The sequence below is a fragment of the Acidovorax sp. LjRoot74 genome (assembly GCF_964254355.1).
In the GTDB taxonomy this organism is placed as follows: Bacteria; Pseudomonadota; Gammaproteobacteria; order Burkholderiales; family Burkholderiaceae_C; genus Acidovorax.
Genome location: NZ_CAXUTI020000001.1, coordinates 4268826 through 4294302, shown reverse-complemented (window position 1 = coordinate 4294302; position 25477 = coordinate 4268826). Strand labels below are relative to the sequence as shown.

Here is a 25477-nt window from a genome sequence, read left to right as displayed (position 1 = left end):
CTGCACCCCGGTTTCTCTCCTGCCTGTTTTGCCAGCGCACCCGTCGCCATGAATCTGTCGCGCCTTTTCATCCTGCGCCCCATCGCCACCGCGCTGCTGATGGTGGCGATCCTGATCGCGGGGCTGATGGCCTACCGGCTGCTGCCCACCTCGGCCCTGCCCGAGGTGGACTACCCCACCATCCAGGTCACCACGCTCTACCCGGGCGCGAGTCCGGACGTGATGACCTCCAACGTCACGGCGCCGCTGGAGCGGCAGTTCGGCCAGATGCCGGGTCTGTCGCAGATGTCTTCCACCAGCTCGGGCGGGGCTTCGGTGATCACGCTGCGTTTTGCGCTCGACATGGCGCTCGACGTGGCCGAGCAGCAGGTGCAGGCAGCCATCAACGCGGGCAGCAACCTGCTGCCCAGCGACCTGCCCATGCCGCCGCTGTACAGCAAGGTCAACCCGGCCGATGCGCCCATCCTCACGCTGGCCATCACCTCGCCCTCGCTGCCCGTGATCCGCGTGAACGATCTGGTGGAAAACCGCCTGGCACCCAAGCTGTCGCAGGTGCAGGGCGTGGGGCTGGTTGCGATTGCGGGCGGGCGCCGCCCGGCCGTGCGCATCCAGGCCAACCCCACGGCGTTGGCGCAGCTGGGCCTCACCCTGGAGGACGTGCGCACCTCCATCGCAGCAGCCAACGTCAAGCAGGCCAAGGGCGGCTTCGACGGCCCGGCCCGTGCATCCACCATCGATGCCAACGACCAGCTGCAGTCGGCGGCCGAATACCGCGACCTCATCATTGCCTTCAAGAACGGCGCCCCCGTGCGCCTGAAGGATGTGGCCGAAACGGTGGACGACGCCGAGAACACCCGTCTCGCCGCCTGGGCGGGCACGGCTGACACGGGCGCCAAGCCCGGCGTGATCCTCAACATCCGCCGCCAGCCCGGTGCCAACGTGATCGACACGGTGGACCGCATCAAGGCCCTGCTGCCGCAGCTGCAAAGCACCTTGCCCGCGTCGCTGGATGTGCAGGTGCTGACCGACCGCACAGTGACGGTGCGCGCCTCGGTGCGCGACATGCAGGTGGAGCTGGGCCTGGCCGTGCTGCTGGTGGTGGCGGTGATTTTTGTCTTCTTGCGCAGCCCCTCGGCCACGCTGATCCCGAGCGTGGCGGTGCCGCTGTCGCTCATCGGCACTTGCGGCGTGATGTACCTCGCGGGGTTTTCCATCAACAACCTCACGCTGATGGCGCTGACCATCTCCACCGGCTTTGTGGTGGACGATGCCATCGTGATGATCGAGAACATCGCGCGCTATGTGGAAGAGGGCGAGGCACCGCTCGCGGCCGCGCTCAAAGGCTCGCAGCAGATCGGCTTCACCATCATCTCGCTCACCATCTCGCTGATCGCGGTGCTGATCCCGCTGCTGTTCATGGGCGATGTGGTGGGGCGGTTGTTCCACGAGTTCGCCATCACGCTGGCCGTGTCCATCCTGATCTCGGCCGTGGTGTCGCTCACGCTCACGCCCATGCTGTGCGCGCGCCTGCTGCGCCACACGCCGGAGGAGAGCCACGGCCGCCTGTACCGCGCCACGGGCCACTTCTTTGACCGCACCATTGCGGGCTATGGCCGCATGCTGGGCTGGGTGCTGAACCACCGGGGCACCACCTGGCTGGTGTTTGCGGCCACGCTGGCGCTCACCGTGGTGCTGTACCTGTTCATCCCCAAGGGCTTCTTCCCGGTGCAGGACACCGGCACGCTGCAGGCCACCACCGAGGCCGACCAGTCGATCTCGTTTGCCGGCATGGCAGAGCGCCAGCAGGCCGTAGCTGAGCGGCTGCTGCAAGACCCGGCCGTGCGCAGTGTGTCGTCGTTCATTGGTGTTGATGGCGCCAACACCACGCTCAACACAGGCCGTCTGCTGATCGACCTGCAACCCCATGCAGACCGCGACAAGGCCGATGTGGTGCAGCAGCGCCTGGCCGAGCGGGTGCAGAACCTGCCGGGCATCCGCCTGTTCATTCAGCCTGTGCAGGACCTGACCATTGAAGACCGGGTGGCACGCACCCAATACCAGTGGCTGCTGTCGTCGCCCGACATGCAGCAGCTCACCACCAGCACCACCGAACTGCTGCGCCGCCTGCGCGCCCTGCCCGAGCTGACCGACGTGGCCAGCGACCTGCAGGACCAGGGCCGCCAGGCCTATGTGCAGATCGACCGCGCTCAGGCCAGCCGCCTGGGTGTGACGGTGGCGGGCATTGACGCAGCGCTGTACAACGCCTTTGGCCAGCGGCTGATCTCGACCATCTTCACCCAGTCCAACCAGTACCGCGTGGTGCTGGAGGTTGCGCCGCAGTTCAAGGTGGGGCCCGAGGCGCTGCAGAGCATCTATGTGCCCTCCAGCGTGGGGGCGCCGGTGCCGCTGTCGTCGGTGGCGCGCATCGAGGAGCGCAACATGCCGCTGGTGGTCAACCACGTGGGCCAGTTGCCCGCCGCCACCATTTCGTTCAACACCGCGCCGGGCGTGTCGCTGGGCAATGCGGTGGCGGCCATCGAGCGCGAGAAGGCGGCCGTGCAGGCCGAGGGGCAGTTGCCGCTGTCGGTGGAGACGAGCTTTCAGGGCGCGGCGCTGGCGTTCCAGGCGTCGTTGTCGAACACGCTGCTGCTGATCCTGGCGGCGGTGGTCACCATGTACATCGTGCTGGGCGTGCTGTACGAGAGCACGGTGCACCCGGTCACGATTTTGTCCACGCTGCCCTCGGCCGGGGTGGGGGCCTTGCTGGCGTTGATGGCGGCGCGGCTGGACCTGGACATCATTGCCATCATCGGCATCGTGCTGCTGATCGGCATCGTGAAGAAGAACGCGATCATGATGATCGACTTTGCGCTGGAGGCGCAGCGGGACGAGGGCTTGAGTGCGCGTGATGCGATTTACCAGGCATGTCTGTTGCGGTTCCGGCCGATCCTGATGACGACGTTGGCGGCTTTGCTGGGGGCGTTGCCGATGATGCTGGGTACGGGGGTGGGCAGTGAGCTGCGGCACCCGCTGGGGGTGACGATGGTGGGGGGGCTGATTCTGAGCCAGTTGCTTACGCTGTTTACGACGCCGGTGATTTACCTCACGTTCGAGGGGTGGGCGCAGCGGTGGCGTGGACGGCGGGGTGAGGGGGCGTGATGGCGTTCGTGGATTGCGCTTCGTCATTTGCCGTTCGGGCTGAGCCTGTCGAAGCCTTGGCTTGCTGGTTTGGGCTCCATGCTTGTGTTTGGGGCGGGAGCCGGGTTGTCGCCCCGGCAGGCGACTCACTTTTCTTTGCTTCGCCAAAGAAAAGTAAGCAAAAGAAAGGCGACCCCCAGTCTGCGACCCCTGCGCTTCGCTGCGGGGCAAACCTGCGTCGTGTCGGTTGCGGGGTGCGCCGTGGAACTCGCTTTGCGCTGCGCGCGCCGCTCGGACAGCCACGGCGAGTCAGAGCACGAAGCATGGGCGCTGCGACGCCCATGCCACCCCACAACCGCCCCGCCGCAGGCGCAGCCAGCAGGGGTTGGGCAGCCGAACCTCCAACAGCCGAACAACCAACGGGCCATCGCTTCGCTCGGCCCCGGCTGCGCAGCGCGTGGCGCTTGCGCCCGCGAGAGGGGGCCGAGCGCTGCGCAGCGAAGCAATGGCCCGTGTGGATGTCCGCACCCCGGGTTCCCTTCAGGATGCGCCGAGGAGCGCAGCGGCCAGCGGATCAGGGCTCGCGATTGTTTGAGCGAAGCGAGTTGGAGCGAGACCCCGCTGGACGCGAGCACCGCAGGTTGCCCGCAGCGAAGCGAAGGGACGCAGCCTGTAGGGTCGCCTTTTCTTTGGTGACTTTCTTTTGGCGAAGCAAAAGAAAGCCACTGCGCCGCCGGGCGCACACCCCGGCCCCCGCCCTTGGCAAAACCACGCAAGTAACTACAAAAACAATAGCTAACAAGGCAATACCAACGCGCGGAAGAGCCCCCAAAAACCTAAAAAAAGAGGCCCAACCATGAGCCTCTCCACCCCCTTCATCCACCGCCCCATCGGCACCATGCTCCTCACCCTGGGCCTGGCCCTGGCCGGTGCGGTGTCGTACTTTTTGCTGCCCGTGGCCCCGCTACCGCAGGTGGACTACCCCACCATCTCGGTCAGCGCCAGCCTGCCCGGCGCCAGCCCAGACACCATGGCCGCCACCGTCGCCACGCCGCTGGAGCGGTCGCTGGGCGCGATCGCGGGCGTCACCGAGATCACCTCGCGCTCCATCCTGGGCAGCACCTCCATCACGCTGCAGTTCGACCTGGACCGCAACGTGGACAGCGCCGCGCGCGATGTACAGGCCGCCATCAACGCTGCTCGCACGCTGCTGCCCACGGGCATGCCCAGCAACCCGACTTACCGCAAGGTCAACCCGGCCGATTCGCCCATCGTGATCCTGGCGCTCACGTCCGACCTGCTCACACGCGGGCAGATGTACGACGCGGCCTCCACGGTGCTGGCGCAAAAGCTCTCGCAGGTAGAGGGCGTGGGCCAGGCCACCGTGAGTGGCGGTGCGCTGCCCGCTGTGCGCGTGGAGCTGGACCCGGTACGGCTCGCGTCCAACGGCATCTCTCTGGAGCAGGTGCGCAGCGCCATCGTCACCACCAATGCCAACCGCCCGCTGGGTGCCGTGGAGCGGGAAGACCACTACTGGCAGGTGGCCACCAACGACCAGGCACGTGTGGCGGCCGACTACGCGCCGCTGGTGCTGCGCTGGAAGGACGGCCAGGCCGTGCGGCTGCAGGACGTGGCCGAAGTGGTGGACTCGGTGCAGGACGTGCGCAACTTTGGCGTGGCCAATGGCAAGCCCGCCATCCTGCTGCAGGTATACAAGCAGCCAGGTGCCAACATCCTCGAAGCCGTGGAGCGGGTGCGATCGCTGCTGCCTGCACTCAAGGCCTCCATTCCGGCGGCCATCGATATTGAAATCGTCTCCGACCGCACACCCACGCTGCGCGCCTCGGTCAAGGAGGTGGAGCGCGCGCTGCTGATCGCCGTGGGGCTGGTGGTGCTGGTGGTGTTTCTTTTCCTGCGCAACGGGCGCGCCACGCTCATCCCCAGCGTGGCGGTGCCGGTGTCCCTGGCGGGCACGTTTGGCGTGATGTACCTGGCGGGCTACACCCTCGACAACCTCTCGCTCATGGCGCTCACGGTGGCCACGGGTTTTGTGGTGGACGATGCCATCGTGGTGCTGGAGAACATCATGCGCCACATGGAGCGCGGCAAGACCGCGCTGCGGGCGTCGCTCGACGGCGCGCGTGAGATCGGCTTCACCGTGGTGTCGATGAGCATCTCGCTGATTGCAGTGTTCGTGCCCATCCTCTTCATGGGCGGCATCGTCGGGCGGTTCTTCCGCGAGTTCGCCATCGTCATGTCCTCGGCCATCCTGGTGTCGATGGTGGTGTCGCTCACCACCACGCCCATGATGTGCGCGGCGTTGCTCAAGCCCCACCACCTGGCCCCTGTGCGGCGCAGTGGCTGGGGGGGGGCGGTGGGCCGCTGGCTGAGTCGCTGGGTGGACCGCGTCCAGGTGCAGGGCATGCGCCTGTACCGCCGCAGCCTGGCCTGGTGCCTGCGCCACCAGCCGGTGGCCCTGCTGGCCCTGGTCTGTGTGGTGGGGCTCAACGTATACCTCTACACCGCCATCGACAAAGGCTTCATGCCCGAGCAGGACACCGGGCGCATCTCGGGCTTCATCCGGGCCGACCAGGCCACGTCGTACCAGGCGATGGAGCAGCGGCTGCAGCGTTTTCTGGCCATCGTGCAGGCCGACCCGGCTGTGGAGCATGTGACCGGCTTCACCGGCGGCTGGCAGCGCAACGCTGCGGCCCTGTTCATGACCCTCAAGCGCGGGCCGGGGCAGGAGAGTTCGGATGCGGTCATTGCGCGGCTGCGCGAGCAGCTCAAGAACGAGCCGGGCGCGCGCCTGTTCATGTCGCCGCAGCGCGATGTGCGCATTGGCGGGCGGCAAAGCAGCGGCGCATCGTTCGACTACACGCTGCAGGCCGACGAGATTGGCGACCTGCGCACCTGGGAGCCGCGTGTGCGGCAGGTGCTGAGCCAGCTGCCCGAACTGGAGGACGTGAACAGCGACGTGCAGGACTATGGCCTGCAGACCTCGCTGGTCATCGACCGCGATGCCGTCACGCGCCTGGGGCTGACCATGGCGCAGATCGATTCCACGCTCAACAATGCCTTCGGCCAGCGCCAGGTGGGGGTGATCTACAACCCGCTCAACCAGTACCGCGTGGTGATGGAGGCCGCGCCGCGCTTCCTGCAAAGCCCTGAAACGTTGCGCGGCTTCTTCTTCGTCAACAGCCAGGGGCAACAGATCCCGCTCACGGCGTTTGCGCGCATCACCACCACCAACACGCCGCTGTCGGTCAACCACGACCGGGGCACGCCCGCCAGCAGCATCAGCTTCAGCCTGGCGCCGGGCGTGTCGCTGTCGCAGGCCACCGAGGCGGTGAACAACGCCGTGGCCGAGCTGGGCGTGCCCGTGGCCGTGCGGGGCACCTTCAGTGGCACGGCCGGGGCTTTCCAGTCGGCGCTGGCGGGGCAGCCGCTGCTGATCCTGGCGGCCATGATCACCATCTATCTGGTGCTGGGCATGTTGTATGAAAGCCTGGTGCACCCGGTCACCATCTTGTCCACGCTGCCGTCGGCGGGCGTGGGGGCGTTGCTGGCGCTGATGCTGTTCAAGACCGAGTTCTCGCTCATCGCGCTCATTGGGGTGATCCTGCTGATCGGCATCGTGAAAAAGAACGCGATCTTGATGATCGACTTTGCGCTCACACGGCAGCGCCAGCAGGGCGGGGCGCCTGTTACGGCAGCGCAGGCCATCTACCGTGCCTGCAACCTGCGCCTGCGTCCCATCCTCATGACCACGGTGGCTGCCATTTTTGGGGCGTTGCCACTGGCCCTGGGCCGGGGCGATGGGGCCGAGCTACGCCAGCCGCTGGGCATTGCGATTGTGGGCGGCCTGCTGGTGAGCCAGCTGCTCACGCTCTACACCACGCCGGTGATGTATGTGGCGCTGGACCGGCTGCGTGCGCGGGTGCTGCGCGCCGTGGGACGGCGCCGCAAGCAAGCGGGCGCCGCAGCTGTGGCCCCGGCGGTATTGCAAGGAAACGACGGATGACCTCTCCTCCCATTTTTTCGCGCCACGCCGCCTGGCCGGTGGTGCTGGCCAGCGGCCTGTGGCTGGCAGGCTGCGCACAGACGCCGCCCTATGAGCGCCCGGGCATGGACATCCCAGGGGCCTACAAAGAACAGGCTGCGGCCCAGGCCCAGGGCATCTGGAAGCCCGCACAAACGCAGACCGCCCCGGCCTTGCCCGAGGCATGGTGGACGGCGTATGGCGACGCCGTGCTGGACCGCCTGCAACAGCAGGCCGATGCCAACAGCCCGACACTGGCGCAAAGCGCTGCCCGGCTGCGCGCGGCCCAGGCGGCCGTGACCAGCAGTGGTGCAGCCGCCTTGCCCACGGTGGGGGCCAATGCCAGCAGTAGCCGTGCGCGCAGCGGCACGCAGTTGGCCGACGGTAGCAGCACCGCACGCATCAGCACCAGCCATTCGCTGGGCCTGTCTGCCAGCTGGGAACTGGACCTGTGGGGGCGCGTGTCGGCCGGGGTGAGCGCCGCGCAGGCCAGCGCCCAGGCCAGTGCCGACGACCTGGCTGCTGCCCGCCTGTCGCTGCAGGCCGCCGTGGCGCAGACCTATTTTTCTTTGCGTGCAGCCGAGGCGCAGAGCGCCCTGCTGGCCGAAACGCTGAAGGCCTACAACAAGAGCTGGGAGCTGACGCGCAACCGCCAGGCGGCGGGTGTGGCCTCCAGCGCCGATGTGGCGCAGGCCGAGGTGCAGTACAAGTCCACCCAGGCGCAGCTGCTGGAGGCGCAAACTACGCGCACCCAGCTGGAGCACGCGCTGGCCGCGCTGCTGGGGCAGGCGCCTGCCGCCTTTGCTCTGGAGCCCACGGCCACGCTGCCCGCACCGGCGGACGTGCCCCAGGCCCTGCCGTCCGACCTGCTGCAGCGCCGGCCCGACATTGCGGCGGCCGAGCGCCGCGTGGCGGCTGCCAACGCGCAGATTGGCGTGGCGCGCGCGGCGTATTTCCCCACGCTCACGCTGTCGGCAGCGGGGGGTTACCGGGGGGCACCGCTCGCGGACCTGTTCAGCGCGCCCAACCTGTTCTGGTCGCTGGGGCCTGCGCTGGCGGCGTCGATTTTTGACGGCGGCGCGCGCAGTGCGGCGGTGGAGACAGCCCGTGCCAACCACGCGCAAGTCACGGCCGCCTACCGCCAGACGGTGCTGACCGCGCTGCAGGAGGTGGAGGACAACCTCACGGCCGCCGCCGCCCTGGCGCAAGAGGAGCAACTGCAGCGCGAGGCCACCGCCGCCGCGCAGCGTGCGCTGGACGTGGTGGAGAACCAGTACCGTGCGGGCACCGTGGGCTACCTGAATGTGCTCGCGGCCCAGACCACCGTGCTGTCGTCGCAGCGCAGCCTGATCGACGTGAAGGGCCGCCGCCTGACGGCGGTGAATGCGCTGCTGAAGAATGTGGCCGGGCGCTGGGAGGCGCTGCCGCCCGCGTGAAGCTCGCTTGAAAAGGGGCGCAGCTACATCGCCTTGAACAGGTGCGCGTAGAGGCGGCTCACCGGCAGGCGCTCGGGCCGCCCGCGCAGACTCAGGTGCTGCTTGCCTGCCTCGTCGCGCGTGACGGTGGCAATGGCCGTGGCGCGCACCAGGGTGCTGCGGTGCACCTGCCAGAACTCCTGCGGGTCGAGCTGCTCGATCAGCTCCTTGAGCGCGGTGCGGATCAGGTACTCACGCTCGGTGGTCAACACCCGCACGTACTTGTCGGCCGCCTCGAAGTACACCACCTCTGCCACCGGCACCATGTGGATCTGCGTGCCATGGCTGGCTTGGATCACGCTCAGCCGCGTGGCGGGTTGCGCGGGCTGCAAAGGCGGTGGTGCTGCGCTGGCACCCAGGCCCGGCGCTTGCAGCAGTGCGCGCAATTGGGCCATGGTCGCTTCCAGCGCGGGGGGCGCCACGGCTGCTGCGGGGGCAGGGGCGGGCTGGCGCTGTGCGAGCAGGTCCTGTACCTTGGCCACGGTGCGCGCCAGGCGGCGGGCATCGATGGGTTTGAGCAGGTAGTCCACGGCCTGGGCATCAAAGGCCTGCACGGCGTACTGGTCGTAGGCCGTGGCAAACACCAGGGCCGGGAAGGGCGTGTCGGCAGGCCAGGCGTCGGCCAGCTCCACGGCGGCGTCCAGCCCGCTCAGGCCGGGCATGCGGATGTCGAAGAACAGCACATCGGGCTGCAGTGCCAGGGCCTGCTGCACGGCCGAGAGCCCGTCGCCCACGGTGGCCACGATCTCCAGCGAGGGCCAGGCGCGGGCCAGCTCCTGGCGCAGGGCGGCAGCCAGCAGGGGTTCGTCTTCGGCAATCAGGGCACGGGGGGCGGGCAGCGTCATGGTGTGGGCGAATTTTTTAAGGGAAAAGTGATGCTTGCGCGCGTCCCACCTACTTTTTCAGCTATCAATTCAAGAGTGCCTGCGGTGCCGTGCAAGGTGGCCAGCCGCTCGCGCGCCTGGGCCAGGCCAAAGCTCTGCCCGGGGCCGGAGGCGGGCAGCTGCTGCGGCAGGCCCACGCCGGTGTCGATCACTTCCAGCACCAGCTGGGGGCCGCTGCCGCCAGGCCGCGTGGTGGCGCGCACGGTGACGTGCCCGCCCTCCACCTGGGGCTCCAGCCCGTGGCGGATCGCGTTCTCGACCAGGGGCTGCAGCAGCAGCGGGGGCACAGGCACCTCGCGCAGCGCATCGGGCAGGTCCAGCGTGTAGGCCAGGCGCGGGCCCATGCGCACGGCCATCAGCTCCAGGTAGTCGCGCAGGCGGTCAAACTCGTTCTCCAGTGGGTGCTGGGTGCTGCGCGATGCGCTGAGCGTGGCGCGCAGGTAGGCAATCATGCGGTCCAGCATGTCCTGCGCGCGGGCCGGGTCGGTGCCGATGAGCACGCGCAGGTTGGCCAGAGTGTTAAACAGCATGTGGGGTTCGAGCTGGGTTTCCAGCAGTTTCAGGCGCGCCTCGGTGGCGTGCATGCGCGCCTCGGCCATCTTGCCTTCCAGATAGGCCGACTTGTTGACAGCGTAGAAGTAGAACGTGCCCACCAGCCCGGCAATGGCCGTGATGAGGATGGAGGTGCGCTGGTCTGCACCGGACAGCGATGCACCCGCCGGGTAGAAGTGAAAGTAGTGCACACACAGCGTATCGGCCAGCAAGGTGCCCGCCAGGTAGCCGACGACGATGCCCACCACCACCAGCGCAACGCCTCGCCAGCCATGCGGCCAGCCAGTCTCTGCGGCAGAGGGCATCACCTCGCGCCCCAGGTCGATGATGGCCCAGGTGAAGGTGCCGATCAGCACCGAATACACCACCGGTGGCCCGTAGGGCTTGTCGGGCATGAAGGCGTACTGGAGCGTGGCCACGGCCAGCGTGAAGGCCACCACCTGCAGGTAGTGCCGCAGCTTGCTGACCCCGTTGAAGTCTTGGCGCAGCTTCATGATCGGTCGTGGCGGCGCTGCAGGGCCTCGCGCTCACGCTGCACCATGCGCTCGCGCAGGCCGCTGCCGGTGCCCAGCAAAAACACCGACACGCCATGCAGCACCAGCCCCAGCCCCCAGCCCAGCAGGGGGTACACCGACCAGGGGCGTGTGCCAAACGCATAGCGCGACATGGCAAAGATCAGCGCGTTGACCAGCACAAAGGCCACCGCGTGCAGGTACCAGCCCAGCTTGGCGTTGGCGCGGCGGCGGGCCAGCGTGTCCAGTTCTTCGGGGCTCAGGGGAGTTGGCATGGCGGCAAAGGGGCGTGGGGCAAGGTGGTCAGAATTTTAGGGGGCACGGCGGCTTGCTACGCAGGGCAGGCCTGCCGCGCCACTGTGGCCACGGCCTGCGCATCCAGCGTCAGCCCGATGTGGTTCACGCCCGGCACCAGGGTGACGGGCGCGGGCTTGCCTGCCTGGGCAAACAGGTCGGCAAAGCGATCGGCGTAGAACAACTCGTCGTCCTGCCCGGCCACGATGCAGACGGTGCCCCGGGCATTGCGGATGTCGGCCTGGTAGTCGTTGTGGGGGCGAAAGTTGGTGGCCACGGTGTAGGAGTAGTAGGGTGTGAGCAGCTCGCGGGCCACGTCGTTCAGCGCAAAGCTCAGCACGGGCAGGTGGTTCCACCGGGTGATGCCGACCTGGTTGATCAGCGTGACGGCAATCATGCGCGGCAGGCCCACCGAGACCCAGCCGCCGCTGTCCGGCCGCGATGTAGGTGCGTTGTGGTGCAGGAAAGGTGACAGCAGCACGTAGCGGTCAAAAAGGCCCTGCCGCGCGCTGCCCGCAAAACGCAGCGCAAACCCGCCGCCTGCCGAAAAGCCCATCAGCGTTTGCGGGCCCACGTGGGGCACGGCGCGCAAAAAGTCCTCGATGTCGTCTTCCATCTGACCGATATAGGCGGCCTGGCCCCGGGGGCCGGACTCGCCATGCCCCCGCATGTCCAGGGAGGCCACGGCGTAACCTGCAGCCGCCAGCGCCTGTGCCAGCACATGGTTGGACTGCCCCCGTGCGGAAGACCCGTGCACCAGTACCACCCGGCGCAGGGGGGCGCTGGCCGAGGCACCCGTGCCCCCTGTGCCTCCCGCAGGGGTGTAGCCGTGCCAGGCGAGCGATGTGCCATCGCGTGCCGTGTAGCGCTGGGCCGGGGGCACGTTGCTGTAGTCCACATCCTTGAACGGGTTGTTGATGCTGGCCAGCGGCGGGATGTCTTTGGGGCCGCCCCAGGCAATGGCGGCGGCAAGCCCAGCGATGGCGGCGGTCAGGAGGAGGGCTGCGATCAACATGGTGTAACGGCGGTGGGGCTGGGGTGTGCGGGTGGGCGTCATGGAGGCGGGCGGACCGGGCTGGCCGTGGTGATGGGGAGCATACGGTGGATGGTGGCCAGGGCGCCACCTGCTGGCGGTTCAGCGCTGGGGGGCTGGTAGCGGCTGAAGGTGCTGGGCAAAGAAGTCCACGATGCGCGCATCTACCTCGGGCAGCACCTTGCGGTCAAAGCCGGGCGGGTCGCCCAGCAGCGCGGTCTGCACGTCGTTGAGCAGGTGCAGCGGTGGCATGGGCGACAGCATGGCGCCATGGCTGGCGCCCGGCAAGCGGGCCACATGGGTGCAGCGGTCCTGGCAGGCGGCGAGCACGGCGCTGCTGTGAAACTGTGGCACCTGATTCACATCCAGCCCCGCCGTGACCAGCCCGAGTGCGATGCGTGGGTGGGCAAGGGTGGCCATATCGAAGTCGGCCGCAAAAGGCACGCTGGCCACGGCGGCCTGGATGCGAGGGTCCTCGTGTGTGTAGGCGGTGTCGTCGTTGAAGCGGTGGCGTATCACGGCCAGTGCCAGCCATTTTTTCAGGCCATCCAGCAGGTTGCCATGCAGGCGTGTGATGAAGCCGACGCAGGAGGAAAAGTCATCGGCAATGTGGGCCTCGCAGTGCTGGCGAAAGCGCGTGGGCGACCAGGCGCCGCCTGCCAGCGTCAGCGCGGTGTGGCCACCGGCGGAGCCGCCAAAGACGCCCACCTTGTCCAGTGCGAGCAGCGGGGCCAGGCGGGTGTCCCGGGCCACGGCATCGATGGCGCGGGAGACCTCGGCAGGGCGGCGCTTCCAGCTCTCGGGGCCGGGCGTGGACGGGTCCCGGGAGTTGTCCCCTGCGTGTTCGGGCAGCGCAACGACAAAGCCCGCTGCCACCATCGCGCGTGCCAGGTCGGTGTGCACCCACGGGTTGCCGCCCGAGCCGTGGGTGATGACCACAAGGCGGCCATTGCCCTGCACGGGGGGCGCCTGCCAGGCCAGCTGCAGCTGGAAGGGGCCCCGCTGCACGGGCGCGTCCGCCCCGCTGCTAGGGTAGAACACGGTGACGGGGCCGTCTCCTGGCAAACCGGGCAACTCCATCAGGCCAGTGCCCGCCTGGCAGGTGGCGGCGGCGCCCAGGGTCAGCAGGGCGAGGGTCAGGCGCTGGAGCAGCTTCATGGGGTTCCTTTTGCGTAAGCTGGGGCTGTACGGAGCGCTTTTTTAGGAGCGTGGGCCTTGCTGCGCCACGCGGTCGCGCTCGGCCTGCACCATGCGTTCGTGCAGGCCGCTGCTGCCTGCCAGCACAAACACCACCACACCGTGGATGGCCAGGCCGATGCCCCAGCCCACGGCGGGGAACACGGCCCAGTGGTGTCCGCTGCTCATCGACAGCACGGCCAGCAGCAGGTTGACGAAGAGGTAGACCCCGGCATGGAGGTACCAGCCCAGCTTGGCTCCGGCACGGCGGCGGGCCAGGCGTTCCAGAGGGTCGGTGATCAGGTGGTGGTGCGACATGGCAAGAGGCTTTCGTAAGGGTTGGGGTAGCGCAAGGCGACTCAGGCCGATGCAGACGAAGCCGCCGGTGTGGTGGCGAAGGCGGCGCTGCGGCGCACCAGGCTCCACAGGCGCAGCGCCCGGGCAGCAAACAGGCCGTTGAAGACGCCGTACAGCACGGCAATCTGCAGGGCAAAGCTGCCGTCGCGGGCCAGTGCGGGCTGCAAGGCCAGCTCCACGCCCACGAAGTACTTGGTCAGGAAGATGCCGAGTATCAACGCCAGGGGCATGGCACTGCCCGGAATGAAGAAGCTGCGCGAGCTGGCGGCGTACAGCGTGCCGCTGGGGGCTGCAGGCTGAAGCCACAGCGCCAGCCCGGTGATGGCGCCAGCCGCCACGAGCCAGGCAGCTATCGCAGTGCCTGCCTGGCCTGCGCCGCCAAAGGCAGACACCAGGCCGTAGACCGACAGGCCCGTCATGGCCAGCGGCATGGCCAGGGCCCGCGTCAGGCCAACGTGGCGGTCCAGCAGCTGGCTGGATCCCAGCGCCAGCAGGCCGGCGAGCAGTGCCCAAACCCAGTACGGGGTGTTTTGGATGATGGCGCCCAGCATCTGGGGTTGTTGGATCAGCAGGTTGGCAAGCATGGGGTGTCCTGAGGAGATAAGGGGTTGAAGGAGGGGTCAGATCACGCCCAGTGCAGACCACAGCGAGTGGCCCAGGAAGCGATCGGGCAGCAGGGTGAAGCCACCGGCCACCACGCAGGCACCGATGTAGATCTGCTGCATGGTCTTGCGGTGGCCGACGATGTTGCGGCGGGCCAGGTAGACAAAGGCCATCACCAGCATGCCCAGCGTGACCGGGATCAGCAGGTGGATCAGCCCAAAACTGCCCCAGCGTGGGCCGGGGCCGCCGGTGATGAAGATGGCGGACACGGCAGTGGCCACCATCAGGGTGACCCAGGCATACCCGGCCGCACGGTGCAGGCGGGGGCGCTGCGTGGTACCCCGGCGGGCCCACAGGGCGATGGGGCCGATGGCCACGGCGGCCAGCGCGGCGGCAAGGTGGATGGCGATGACGGGGGTGATTTGCATGGTGGGGCTCCTGGCGCGTTCGATGGGGTGGACTGTGCCGGGGGCCTGCGCTAGCGGCCAGCGCGTTGCGACGAAATGCAGCCGCCGGGCCGCGAAATGCACGGGCGCGGCGTGAGTTGCGCGGCGTTTTGGGGGCGAAAGCAGGTTGCACGGCTGCGAGAGAGCCCTGCTGCCCGCTGCACCACCACGCCCCGGCGGATAATCCCGCACCTATTTGCAAGGAGTGCGCGTGGACGTTGTATTGCTGGTGAAGGCCGCCATCATGGGGGTCGTCGAGGGGCTGACCGAGTTTTTGCCGATTTCTTCCACGGGGCACCTGATCCTGGCGGGTTCCTTGCTGGGTTTCGACGATGCCAAGGCCAAGGTGTTCGACATTGCGATCCAGACTGGCGCCATCTTTGCGGTGATCCTGGTGTACTGGCAGAAGATCCGTTCGACCCTGGTGGCCCTGCCCACCGAGCGCCAGGCGCAGCGGTTTGCGCTCAACGTATTCATCGGGTTTCTGCCCGCCGTGGTGCTGGGCCTGCTGTTTGGCAAGGCCATCAAGGCGCACCTTTTCACACCGGTGGTGGTGGCCAGCACCTTCATCATCGGGGGCTTCATCATCCTGTGGGCGGAGCGCCGCCCGGCCTCCGCCACGCGGGTGCAGAGCGTGGATGAAATGACACCGCTGGATGCGCTCAAGGTGGGCCTGGTGCAGTGCCTGGCAATGATCCCCGGCACCAGCCGCAGCGGCTCCACCATCATCGGCGGCATGCTGCTGGGCCTGTCGCGGCAGGCGGCCACCGATTTCTCCTTCTTCCTGGCCATTCCTACGCTCATCGGCGCGGGCGTGTACAGCCTCTACAAGGAGCGGGCGCTGCTGTCCATGGCGGACCTTCCGATGTTCCTCACGGGACTGGTCTTTTCCTTCCTCAGCGCCTGGCTGTGTGTGCGCTGGCTGTTGCGCTACATCAGCACCCACAGCTTTGTGCCGTTTGCGTACTACCGCATCGTGTTCGGGGTCGTTGTTTTGGTGACAGCGTGGACGGGTTGGGTGCAGTGGGCGGATTGATAATCCGTCCATGCATTGCTCCACGGGTTTGATTTTTCTGCGTGCTGGCGCCCTGGCCGTGGCGTCAGGGTTTGCCTTGTCGCCGGGATGGGCGCAAGACACGGCTGCCTCGGACGAACCGGCTGGGCCCAGGCTGCACTACGCGCTGGGGGCCATTGCCAGCAATGGCCCGGACTATGCGGGGGGCGATGGCCGCAAGAGCAGCCTGCGGCCCGCCTGGGCGGTGGAGTACGGGCGTTTCCGCCTGAGCACATCGCGCGGCAGCGCCTTCATGGGGCACGGCCTGGGGACTCCCCGCGAATCAGGCGCCAGCGCGACCCTCGCGCAAAGCGACCGCTTCAGCCTGAGCGCCGCCTTGCGCATCGACAAGGGCCGCGATGGCTCCGATGCCCCCATCCTGGTGGGCCTGCCATCGGTGCGTTCCACGCTGCGCGCGCGGCTGAGCGCCGGGTACGCGGTCACAGACCGCTGGTCGGTGGGGGCAGGGGTGTCGCAGGACATTCTGGGCCGCGATGGCGGTGCCCAGCTGTCCACCAGTGTGGGCTACACCTGGCCCCTCACCGAGCAGACCAAGGTCACCATGGGCGCGGGGGCCAGCTTTGGTGACAGCGCCTACGTCCGGGGGCATTTTGGTGTTCCTGCGGGCAGTGCCAGCCCGTTGCCTGCGTTTGATCCGGGTGCGGGTCTCTACAGCGTGGATGGTGGGGTGGAGGTGATGTCCGCCATCAACCGCCACTGGGTGATCCTGGGGGCGGCCCGGGTGTCGCAGCTCAAGGGGGACGCGCGCCGCAGCCCCCTCACGGTGGAGCCCGTGGGTTATTCGGTGTCCGTGGGGCTGGCCTACCGCTGCTGCCGCTGAGGTGCCGGGCATGGCCCGCTGCTCTGGGGGCAGGCGGAACTGTTACCGAAAGTGATAAGCTGCGGCAACCCACTGCCGCGCGTTGCAGGCCGCTGTCAGTGCCCCGGCGGCTGCGTGCCACCTGGGGCTGTAGTCTTCCTGTTGATGACCATGCCCCGATGGGCTTTCTCCGCATGATGCAAGACGAGCCAGAGTTGTCACTGCCTTCCGCTGCCGCGCGGAAGCAAACGTGGTCCAAGGCGGAGCTGCTGGACCTGATCTCCCGCAGTGCCGGAGCGACCATGGCGGTCATCGACCGCAGCCTGGCCATGATCTACGTCAACGAAGAATATGCGCGCTGGTTTGGCACAGCGCCGGAGCGCCTCGTAGGCAAGACGCTGGTGGAGGTGTATGGCGAGCAGGACTGTGCCCGCTTCATGCCTTTTGTGGAGCGCGTGCTGCGGGGCGAGCGGGTGCAGTACCAGCGCATGCTGCACACGCCCTACGGTTTTGACGAGTGGCGCACCATTTGCCTCACGCCCTGGCACAACAGCCAGGGCGAAATCGACGGCTTCATCACCACGGCGCTGGATGTGCACGAGCTGCAGGTGACCATGAACGCGCTGCGTGCCGCCAACCAGCGGCTGTCCTCCCACATGGAAAACAGCCCGTTGGCGGTGCTGGAAATGGACCACAAGCTGCAGCTGCTGCACTGTTCGCAGCGGGCGGTGCAGCTCATGGGTTGGCTGCATGTGGCGGGGCTGGAGGGGCGTCTGCTGACCGATCTGCTCGACCCGGCTTTCGTCGATGACAGCCTGCAGCTGGCCCTGTCGCGCCTGCAGTCGGGTGAAGAATCGCAGAACCGCGCCGAGACCAGCTTTGTGCGCGGTGACGGGACCGAGGTGCATTGCGAGTGGTTCAACTCGGCACTGACAGACGAGGACGGCCAGGTGACCTCCATCATGGCACTGGTGCAGGATGTATCGGCCAAGATCCAGATTGCGCGCCAGCAGCACTACTTGGCCAACCATGACTCGCTGACCGGGCTGCTCAACCGCGCGGCGTTCCAGGGGCGTCTGGAGCAGTCCCTGCTGCAGGCCCGCCACAGCGCCGGGGCGGTGGCGCTGTTGTTCATCGATCTGGATGGCTTCAAGCGCGTGAACGATGCCGAGGGCCACCGCGCCGGGGACGAGGTGCTGCGCACGGTAGCCCAGCGCATCGCCAGCACGGTGCGCGCGGGCGACACCCTGGCGCGCCTGGGGGGCGATGAGTTTCTGGTCATGCTGGACCAGGAGGTCACGCGCGAAGTGATCGACACCATCGGTCACCGCATCATCGAGGCCCTGCACCAGCCCATGGCCGTGGATGGGCGCGAGCTGTCCATCGGCGCCAGCATTGGCGTGGCGATGTACCCCCCGATGGAGGGCGATATCGATGCCCTCATGAACCGCGCGGACCAGGCCATGTATGCGGCCAAGCGCGCGGGCAAGGGGCGGCTGCACTACGCGCAGCAGGCGGTGTCCTGAGCCAGGCCGGGCCTCTTCCGGCCTGGTGTGTTCATCCCTGGGGCAGCCGGATGCTCTGCTGGAAGTGGAAGAAGTTGGTTGGGTCGTAGGTGGCTTTGACCTGCTGCAGCCGGGGATAGGCAAGGCCCCAGTAGGCGTTCGCAAAATCTGCCAGGCGTGCGTCCGGGTAGTTCTGGTAGACATGCCCGTTCAGAAAGGGCCTCACGAGCTGCATGAAGCCGTCCAGCCAGGCCTCCATCTGTGCGCGCTCTGCGTCGTTGGTCCAGAACACATCCACCACGAGGTCGGCATCCACATGGCGGTGTATGAAGGCGCTGTCGGCCACCGGGTAGCGGTTGATGGCGCCACCATAGGGCTCCAGGTAAGCCAGGGACCAGGGGTTGGGCGACGTCTTGAAGTAATCGATGATGCGCTGCCAGTCGGCGGGCGACAGCGGGGTGCTGATGTAGCCGCTGGCCTTGGTCTCTGCCACGCCGTCCGGCAGGTTGTCGGGCAGGGTGTAGGGGTGGTCTTCGAGCCAGATGTTCATTTCGGGGTAGGTGCCGGTCTTGTCCACCAGCAGCTGGGCGCTGGGGATGGCGAGCAGGGGGGCTATGGCCTGCAGACCGGCCTCGCGGGTGCCGCAGAACATGCCCTGCACCATGTACACCGGCACACCTTGCTGATAGCCCAGGTTCATCATGTAGCCCAGCGCATCGGGGGCACCGGTTTTCATGAAGCTCTTTTGCATCAGCGTGAGCACCTGGGCGGCATGGGCCTGGTCCCAGCTGATGGCCCAGGCCCACACTTGGTCAAGCCGGTGCATGCGGTAGGTGACCTGCAGCAGCACACCGAAGTTGCCGCCCGTGCCGCCCCGCATCGCCCAGTAGAGGTCGGGGTGGTCCTGGGCGCTGGCGGTGATGATGGTGCCGTTGGCCAGTGCCACTCGGAACGACTCCACCAGGTCGCTCTGGATGCCGAAGGCCCGCGAGGTGTAGCCATAGCCCCCGCCCTGTACAAACCCGCCCACACACACGCTGCCGCAGGCCCCGGTGGGCACATGCCAGCCGGTGTGGTTCATCGCGCCGTTGAAGTGGTCGAAGTCGGTGCCAGGCAGCACATGCACCCGCTCGCGTACCGGGTCCAGCACCACGCCTTGCATGTCGCTCAAGTCCACCACCATGCCGCTGTTGACGGAATACCCCGCCGTGCTGTGCCCCCCGCAGCGCACGGCCACCCACACCTTGTAGGCGCGGGCCACGGCCAGGCATTCCAGCACGTCGTTCTCGCAGGCGCAGTAAACGATGATCTCGGGATAGGCCTGGAAGGCGGGGTTGGACTCCTGCCGTGCCTCGTTGTAGTCGGGGCTGGAGGGCAGCACGATGCGGCCCACCAGCCGGGCTTCCAGCGCGGCAATGGCGTCCCAGGCCAGCGCCAGGCCAGGAGCGGCCGCTGCATTCAGGGCGGCGGCCTGTGGGGCCGCCAGCGAGCGGAAGTACGCAACACGCGCGTCTTTGGCAATGCGGGCAGGGCTTTTGCGATGGGCCATGGCGAACGATCCTCCGTGAAAAGACGAAGTCCCGTGTGTAATGGATCAGCGCCGGATTGACCAGCCGCAAATGGCCCGCGTTGCTTTTTGGGGCCGTGCCGTATGTGGCCGACAGCCTGCTGCGGGTCCCGTCTTGGTCAGGTGGATGACAGTGCCAGGTCGCCCGTGTTGCGCCGCAGGCAGAACTTGCCGCCCTGTTTGCCGCTGTACATGGCGGCATCGGCCAGCTTGAGCAGGCCGATGGCATCGTTGCCGTCGTGGGGGGCAATCGCATAGCCAATGGTCAGCCCCACTTCCACCCGCACGTTCTGCAGCGAGAACGGTGCGCGGAACGCATCCAGCAGTTTGTGGCCCAGCTCCTGCGCCTGCTGCAGGCTGTGCAGCTGCCCAGCCATCACCACGAACTCATCCCCGCCCAGGCGCGCCACCAGGTCGCTCTGGCGCACATGGCCCTGCAGGCGCCGGGTCACCGCAATCAGCAGCTCGTCGCCCACATCGTGTCCATGCTGGTCATTGACGGGCTTGAAGCCGTCCAGGTCCATCACATACACCGCGAGCATCCGCTCTGGGCTGCAGCGTGAGAGCGCCGATGCCAGCGCGATGTTGAGCCCGCGCCGGTTGGGCAGGCCGGTCAATGGGTCGGTGTGCGCCAGCGAGCGCATCACGTCGCGCTCGCGGTTGGCATCCAGCGCCTCCAGCCGCAGGGCCTTCGTGCGCAGACCCAGCACCCGCATGAAGAGCAGCATGTCCAGCGTGGCGCCGAACTGGAAGGAGTGCATGGTCCAGAAATTCACGGGCACCCGGCCATTGATCACGCCGATGACGATGGCCGTGGCCACAAAGTAAACCAGCCAGGCCAGCAGCAGGCTGGTGCCCACTCCGTCGCCCCGGATGGCGCGGCGCGCGGCGCCCGGGATGCCCATGAGTGCCGGGACCAGGCCCAGGATGCTCACGATGGCTGCGATGGCGCGGGTGGAGATCACATCCAGCCCATAGGCCACAGCCAGCAGCACACACAACACGGCACCGGCCCGCATGAAACGCATGAAACGGCTGCTGGATCCGGGCTCTGCCAGGGCCTGCCCGATGAAGAGGAACGAGCCACAGGTGGCGAGCAAGGCCGACATCCCCCCCATGTGGACTTCGTGCCAGAGACTGTCGCTCCAGAGGAACTGCCGGCCTACACCGAACAGGTGCATCGAGAACAGCAGGCTGCCGGAGGTGAGCAGCGCGTAATAGATGAAAAGTGGATCGCGCAGGCTCAGCCACTGGCCCAGGCTATATACCAGCAGGCACAGGGCCAGGCCGGTAAGGACGCCCTGCAGCATCTGCTCGTTGACGGCCTTGCTGAGCATGGCCGCAGGCTTGTAGAAAGAGATAGGCAGGATCATTGCGCCCCGGGTCTCCACACGCACCAGCAGTTCGTACGGCAGCCCGGACATCAGGTTCAGCGGGATGGCGTGGGAGCGGCTTTGCAAGGGGCGCTGCGTATAAGGGTGCAGGCTGCCCAGGGTGGCTTGCTGGACCAGGTACCCGCTGGTCGTGAGGTAAATGTCGATGTGGTTCAGGTCGGAGTGGTTGATGTCCAGAATCCACTGGGCGTCAGAGGTGGAGGCCACCTCGAACGGGATGCGCAGCCACACTGCGTCAGGCCGCACGCCCAGCGTGGCGCCCACGCTGGATGGAGGGGTGAACTTGTCGGCCAGCGGCAGCACATCCCGCACAGAAAGCTGGCGGCTGGGGTCGCTCAGCAGCTTGACGGAGGGCCAGGCGTCGATGGCACGCTTTTCATCGTTGAGCTGCAAGACGGGGCTGTTGGCCCATGCGCCGGTGCAGGCCATCAGCACCCACAGCAGCGCCAGCCAGAGGGTGTGCTGCAGCCGCAGCCAGGGCCGGTTCGGCATGGGGCGAAGGGCTCGTGTCATGGTGCCAGCGCCAACGTGCCAGTGTTGCGCCGGATCGAGCGCTTGCCCCCCTGCTTGCCCGCGTACATGGCGGCGTCGGCCAGGCGGATCAGCCCCTGGGGGTCGTTGCTGTCCAGGGGGGCCAGGGCGTAACCGATGGTCAAGCCCACTTTCAAGCGCAGATTGCCCAGGCAAAACGGCTGATCGACGGCTTGCAACAATGCACGGCCCAGATCCTCTGCCTGCTGTGGCGTTTCGAGGTGGCAGGCCATGATGATGAACTCGTCACCCCCCAACCGTGCGACCAGATCGGTCTGCTGGCGGACGCTGGCTTGCAGCCGCTGGCCCACGGCCACCAGCAGTTCGTCGCCCACATCGTGGCCGTGAGAGTCATTGACGGGCTTGAAACCGTCCAGATCCATGAGGTACAACGCGACCAGACGCTGTGGCGAACAGTGGGCCAGTGCGGTGTGCAGGGCATGCTGAAGGCCGCGCCGGTTGCTCAGGCCTGTGAGCGGATCGGTGTTGGCCAGGGATTGCATCAGGTCGCGCTCACGCATGGCCTCTTGCGCCTGTGCCTTGGCGGCCTGGGCGCGCAGGCCCAGCACGCGGAAGAACAGCAGCATGTCCAGCGTGGCGCCAAACTGGAACGAGTGCAGCGTCCAGAAGTTCGCGGGCACCCAGCCCTGTACCAGGCACACCATCACGCCAGCGGCCACGCCAAAAGCGATCCAGGCCAACAGCAGCGTCATGCCGATCGGGTCTTTTTGTCGTACGCGCGCGATGGCGGCGGGCAAGCTGATGATGGATGGCAGGGGGCCCGCCAGGCTCATGAATGCGATGGCGATGGGTACGCTCAGCCAACCGAGCAGCAAGGCACCGCACACCGCCGAAGTGATGGCTGCGCCCGCGCGCATGGTGCGTGCATAGCGGCTTTTTTGCGTGCTGTCGGCCAGCATATGCCCCAGGAAGAGAAACGAGCCGACCAGGGCCATCAGCCCCGCCGCCGGGCCAGAATACCGATTCATCCACGGGTTGTCAGGCCACAGATATTGAGGGCCAATGCCAAAAAACTGCATCGAAAAGCCCATACTGCCCAGCACCACCAGCGCATAAAAGGCGAACATGCGGTCGCGCTGCGTGACCCACTGGACAAGGCTGTAGGCCAGCAGGCACAAAGCCAGCCCATTGAGCAGGCCCTGCAGCAACTGCTCGCCCAAGGACTGGTGCAGGTAGACGGGCATTTCGCTGACCGTGATGGGCAGGATCAGCGGACCGGTGGCCTGCACCCGTATGAGCAGGTCATAGCGTTGCCCGGGCTGCAGGTCCAACACCATGGCTGGCGTGCGGCTGGACAGTTGTGTCTGGTTGCCTTCCTTTTTGCGGACCTGCTGGAGCACCTTGCCGTCGCGGGCGAGGAACAGCTCCGCCTGCAGCGAGCTGTAGCCGATGTTGACCACCCAGGGGGTGCGCAGCGCCTCGGGCGCAATGATGGGGATGTGCAGCCACATCGCCGCCTTGTGCACGCCTATGGACCCACCCCGCTGGGCGGGCGTATCGAACGCCCGCAACTGGCCCAGCATGTCCTGCACCGAGAGCTGGTAGGTCGGGTCTGCCTTGAGCGTGACGGCCTCCCAGGCATCCACCTGGGGTCGGTCAGGCGTCAGCACCAAGGGGGAGGCTGCCTGCACGCCCAGGGGCAGCACCATGGGCACGATCACCCACAGCAGGGTGGCCGCAACGCCGCGACGCGCGTGCCAATGCCGGGCCAACATCAGGAGGGCGCAGAGCATCGGGTACATCGGCGTGGAAACAACTACGGCTAGGCGGGTTGCTGCGCCTCTGCGGAGCGCGCAGTCTGCGCCGTGCGAGCCAGCCCCGGGCTCCAGCTGCCATGCGTGGTCAACCGGTCTTCGATCCGGTTGATCCAGTCGGGTGCGTGGGGGTCATCGCTCCAGCTGTGCACCACCTCGTCCACCTGGTTGAGCAGTTCGGTGGGCAGTTGCAGGGGGCGGGTCTGGCTCATCAGCACACGGCTCATGAAGTGGTAACCCAGGATGCGGGTGAGGGTTCGCACAAGGGAAAAACGTGGCAACACCATCCGCAGCAGCGTATCAAGGGCCCGTGCGAGCAGCAACACCCCCCAGAACAGCAGTGCAGACGGCCAGGGCACCGGCTGGGTCAGGCCCAGGTCGTTGGCGGTGTCGCGCCCGCACAGGTAGCGGGTCATGAGTTCGGGGAAGGGCTTCACAATGCTCCAGGGCAGTGAGTTCTCCATGGTCTGCATCAAGGCCCGGCCCAGGGCGGGGCGAGGGTCTGGCTGCACTGGTTCTGCGCGGCCCCGCGCCTGCATGCGGGCCATCAGGGCCTGGCCCTGGTCCATGGTGTCCACCATCAGGGCGCGGTCGATGCCCAGGATGTGGCCCACCACGTTCCAGGCATGCAGGTAGGCCTCTTCTTCGGCCGGGCGCAAACCGATGCCCAGGCGGCGCAGGCTGCGCAGGAACACGTAGCCAAAGGTAAGCAAGGTGTAGGCCAGCTCCTCCTGGTTGCAGGGCAGGCCGTCGCCTTTCAGGTTCCAGCCGCGTGCGTACAGCGTCTTGAACATGGCCTGGCGCCCGCCCCCGGTGGGCAGGGCCTGGGGGGGCACATGTCCGCTGCCGCCGGCCACCAACTGCTTCACTGCACTTTGCGGGCTGCCGTGCAGGATCAGGTTGCGGATGGTGGCGTGGATCAGCCGCACCTTGAGCACCTGCGCCACGCCTGCGCCGCGCTGGCTCAGGCCGCCATGCATCATCACCGGGAAGATCATCGCCGCCGTGGAGCGGATGCGGTACTCGGCGTTCTGCTCCAGCTGGCCCGAGGTGTGCAGCACGCTGGAGAGATCGGGAATCACATAACACTCGGGCAGGCTGGCGCAGAACAGCAGGATGCACGACAGTGCCCCGTGCTCCATGAAGAGCTTCTCGGCGCGTTCGATCTTTTTCGCATCGGCCCAGGACGGCAGCACCTGTGCGGTCTGCACGTAGTGGTTCAGCGCCTTGGACATGGCGGCGTCCACACCGTCACCCTGGGCGGTCCAGCCCACCAGGCTCTTGTTGTCCGTCCACTCCCCGAACAGGCGGTTCACGGTGTCGATGCGTGCCCATTGCGGGGCGTCCACCGCGACATCCCCTGCGGGCCAGTCGCCCAGGATGTCGGCGATGGTCTGGTCGGCCAGCGGGTCGGCGTGGTGCTCCATGCCCGCCAGCGTGGCGTCTGAAATGGGGTGCGTGTGCAATGTGTTCTGGCTCATACGGGGGCCTTGGCGGGTGCAACCCAGCGCTGGTAGCCCGCCAGCGCGCACAACAGGGGGATGCCCATCGCAAAGGGGGCAATCGAGCGGATTTCCACGGGGTTGCCCAGAATCATCTGAAACACCATGTTGCTCCCATACAGTGCAAGCGGTACCAGCGCATGGTGGCGCAAAAACGGGCTGCTGGGTTGCATCGCCAGGGTGCGGACCGACATGCGAAAGCCCAGAAGGATCACAAAAGAGACAAACACCCAGCCAAAAAAGCCCTGCACCGTCTCGCCAAACCAGGCGCCATCGGTTTTGGTCATGATCCAGGCTTTGAGGGTGTACACCATGTAAGGGTCTGCGCCCAGGTCAAATGCGGTGACGATCATCGCCGCCAGAAATGACAGCATGACGGTATTGCCCAGGCCCCGTGCGCCGTCCACCGGGCTTTGCCAGACGATCAGGTTGGCAATCACATACCCTGCATAGGTCAGCGCAAACCACATCAGGGGGATCACCAGGGGCACATCGCCCAGGCGGGGGCCGAGCACATCGGTGTAGGTGTAGTGGCCAAAGAACCAGCCGTGCGACGAGCCCATCTGCTCGGCAAACCAGCCAAAGCTCACGGCGATCAGCACAAACTGCAGCGCGGGACGCGCACCCAGCAAATGGGTGGCGCTGGCCCAGCAGCAGGCAAACATCACCACCGAGGCAATCACCAGGGCGATGGTGGTGTCGTTGTGGGTGCGAAACGCGAGGATGACCAGGTAGATCGCCAGGAGCACGTAGCTCAGCGCGGGCAGGCGCGAGGCGAAGTAGGGCTGTGCAGGCATGTCGGCTGTATCACGCTGTA

General features: G+C 67.1%; 19 protein-coding genes. 6 read left to right on the top strand and 13 right to left on the bottom strand.

Features of this window, described 5'->3' with window-relative positions; translation table 11 throughout:
* Positions 1 to 48: 48 nt before the first annotated feature.
* The 3 genes from ACSQ3O_RS20460 to ACSQ3O_RS20450 all read left to right on the top strand — a co-directional run bounded on the left by ACSQ3O_RS20460 (position 49) and on the right by ACSQ3O_RS20450 (position 8616).
* Positions 49 to 3159, top strand: coding sequence for an MdtB/MuxB family multidrug efflux RND transporter permease subunit (locus tag ACSQ3O_RS20460; RefSeq protein ID WP_436140284.1), 3111 nt, complete (start codon positions 49 to 51; stop codon positions 3157 to 3159).
* An 835-nt stretch (positions 3160 to 3994) separates the two neighbouring features.
* Positions 3995 to 7162, top strand: coding sequence for an efflux RND transporter permease subunit (locus ACSQ3O_RS20455; RefSeq protein ID WP_436140283.1), 3168 nt, complete (start codon positions 3995 to 3997; stop codon positions 7160 to 7162).
* Positions 7159 to 8616 (top strand): efflux transporter outer membrane subunit, encoded by a 1458-nt coding sequence (locus tag ACSQ3O_RS20450; protein WP_436140282.1) that lies wholly within the window; start codon positions 7159 to 7161, stop codon positions 8614 to 8616. Before ACSQ3O_RS20455 ends, ACSQ3O_RS20450 begins: the two co-directional genes overlap by 4 nt.
* 23 nt (positions 8617 to 8639) lie before the next feature.
* Here the strand turns inward: ACSQ3O_RS20450 and ACSQ3O_RS20445 are convergent, their stop codons facing one another.
* The 8 genes from ACSQ3O_RS20445 to ACSQ3O_RS20410 all read right to left on the bottom strand — a co-directional run bounded on the left by ACSQ3O_RS20445 (position 8640) and on the right by ACSQ3O_RS20410 (position 14494).
* Entirely contained in the window at positions 8640 to 9500 is an 861-nt protein-coding gene (locus ACSQ3O_RS20445) for a LytR/AlgR family response regulator transcription factor (protein ID WP_436140281.1), read from the bottom strand.
* Positions 9497 to 10585: a sensor histidine kinase gene (locus ACSQ3O_RS20440; protein WP_137745217.1), complete on the bottom strand. Its 1089-nt coding sequence runs from the start codon at positions 10583 to 10585 to the stop codon at positions 9497 to 9499. Before ACSQ3O_RS20440 ends, ACSQ3O_RS20445 begins: the two co-directional genes overlap by 4 nt.
* Positions 10582 to 10878 carry a 2TM domain-containing protein gene (locus ACSQ3O_RS20435; protein ID WP_137745216.1) on the bottom strand — a complete coding sequence of 99 codons (297 nt, stop codon included), beginning with the start codon at positions 10876 to 10878 and terminating at the stop codon, positions 10582 to 10584. Before ACSQ3O_RS20435 ends, ACSQ3O_RS20440 begins: the two co-directional genes overlap by 4 nt.
* 56 nt (positions 10879 to 10934) lie before the next feature.
* Positions 10935 to 11912 (bottom strand): alpha/beta hydrolase, encoded by a 978-nt coding sequence (locus ACSQ3O_RS20430; protein ID WP_436140280.1) that lies wholly within the window; start codon positions 11910 to 11912, stop codon positions 10935 to 10937.
* A 120-nt stretch (positions 11913 to 12032) separates the two neighbouring features.
* Positions 12033 to 13088, bottom strand: a complete 1056-nt coding sequence (locus ACSQ3O_RS20425) for an alpha/beta hydrolase family protein (protein ID WP_436140279.1) — start codon at positions 13086 to 13088, stop codon at positions 12033 to 12035.
* 42 nt (positions 13089 to 13130) lie between these two features.
* Positions 13131 to 13424 (bottom strand): 2TM domain-containing protein, encoded by a 294-nt coding sequence (locus ACSQ3O_RS20420; protein WP_137745214.1) that lies wholly within the window; start codon positions 13422 to 13424, stop codon positions 13131 to 13133.
* 41 nt (positions 13425 to 13465) lie between these two features.
* Positions 13466 to 14047, bottom strand: a complete 582-nt coding sequence (locus ACSQ3O_RS20415) for a DUF6622 family protein (RefSeq protein ID WP_436140278.1) — start codon at positions 14045 to 14047, stop codon at positions 13466 to 13468.
* Positions 14048 to 14083: 36 nt separating this feature from the next.
* The gene (locus ACSQ3O_RS20410) at positions 14084 to 14494 is read right to left on the bottom strand and encodes a DUF2306 domain-containing protein (RefSeq protein WP_436140277.1); all 411 of its coding nucleotides are present in this window, start codon (positions 14492 to 14494) and stop codon (positions 14084 to 14086) included.
* 229 nt (positions 14495 to 14723) lie between these two features.
* On the opposite strand from ACSQ3O_RS20410, the gene ACSQ3O_RS20405 reads away from it, so the two are divergent.
* The 3 genes from ACSQ3O_RS20405 to ACSQ3O_RS20395 all read left to right on the top strand — a co-directional run bounded on the left by ACSQ3O_RS20405 (position 14724) and on the right by ACSQ3O_RS20395 (position 17912).
* A complete protein-coding gene (locus ACSQ3O_RS20405) occupies positions 14724 to 15548 on the top strand; it encodes an undecaprenyl-diphosphate phosphatase (RefSeq protein ID WP_137745211.1) in 825 nt (274 codons plus the stop codon).
* A 10-nt stretch (positions 15549 to 15558) separates the two neighbouring features.
* The gene (locus ACSQ3O_RS20400) at positions 15559 to 16407 is read left to right on the top strand and encodes a MipA/OmpV family protein (protein WP_436140276.1); all 849 of its coding nucleotides are present in this window, start codon (positions 15559 to 15561) and stop codon (positions 16405 to 16407) included.
* Between the two features lie 173 nt (positions 16408 to 16580).
* Positions 16581 to 17912, top strand: coding sequence for a diguanylate cyclase domain-containing protein (locus ACSQ3O_RS20395; protein ID WP_137745359.1), 1332 nt, complete (start codon positions 16581 to 16583; stop codon positions 17910 to 17912).
* 31 nt (positions 17913 to 17943) lie between these two features.
* Here the strand turns inward: ACSQ3O_RS20395 and ACSQ3O_RS20390 are convergent, their stop codons facing one another.
* The 5 genes from ACSQ3O_RS20390 to ACSQ3O_RS20370 all read right to left on the bottom strand — a co-directional run bounded on the left by ACSQ3O_RS20390 (position 17944) and on the right by ACSQ3O_RS20370 (position 25457).
* Positions 17944 to 19440: an FAD-binding oxidoreductase gene (locus ACSQ3O_RS20390; RefSeq protein ID WP_436140275.1), complete on the bottom strand. Its 1497-nt coding sequence runs from the start codon at positions 19438 to 19440 to the stop codon at positions 17944 to 17946.
* A gap of 137 nt (positions 19441 to 19577) precedes the next feature.
* Complete coding sequence (locus ACSQ3O_RS20385; protein WP_436140274.1) at positions 19578 to 21365, bottom strand: diguanylate cyclase domain-containing protein; 1788 nt, start codon at positions 21363 to 21365, stop codon at positions 19578 to 19580.
* Positions 21362 to 23137: a diguanylate cyclase gene (locus ACSQ3O_RS20380; protein ID WP_298458907.1), complete on the bottom strand. Its 1776-nt coding sequence runs from the start codon at positions 23135 to 23137 to the stop codon at positions 21362 to 21364. The genes ACSQ3O_RS20385 and ACSQ3O_RS20380 overlap by 4 nt, the downstream gene beginning before the upstream one ends.
* A gap of 29 nt (positions 23138 to 23166) precedes the next feature.
* Positions 23167 to 24639, bottom strand: coding sequence for an oxygenase MpaB family protein (locus ACSQ3O_RS20375; RefSeq protein ID WP_298458909.1), 1473 nt, complete (start codon positions 24637 to 24639; stop codon positions 23167 to 23169).
* Positions 24636 to 25457 (bottom strand): carotenoid biosynthesis protein, encoded by an 822-nt coding sequence (locus ACSQ3O_RS20370; RefSeq protein WP_137745205.1) that lies wholly within the window; start codon positions 25455 to 25457, stop codon positions 24636 to 24638. Before ACSQ3O_RS20370 ends, ACSQ3O_RS20375 begins: the two co-directional genes overlap by 4 nt.
* Positions 25458 to 25477: the final 20 nt, after the last annotated feature.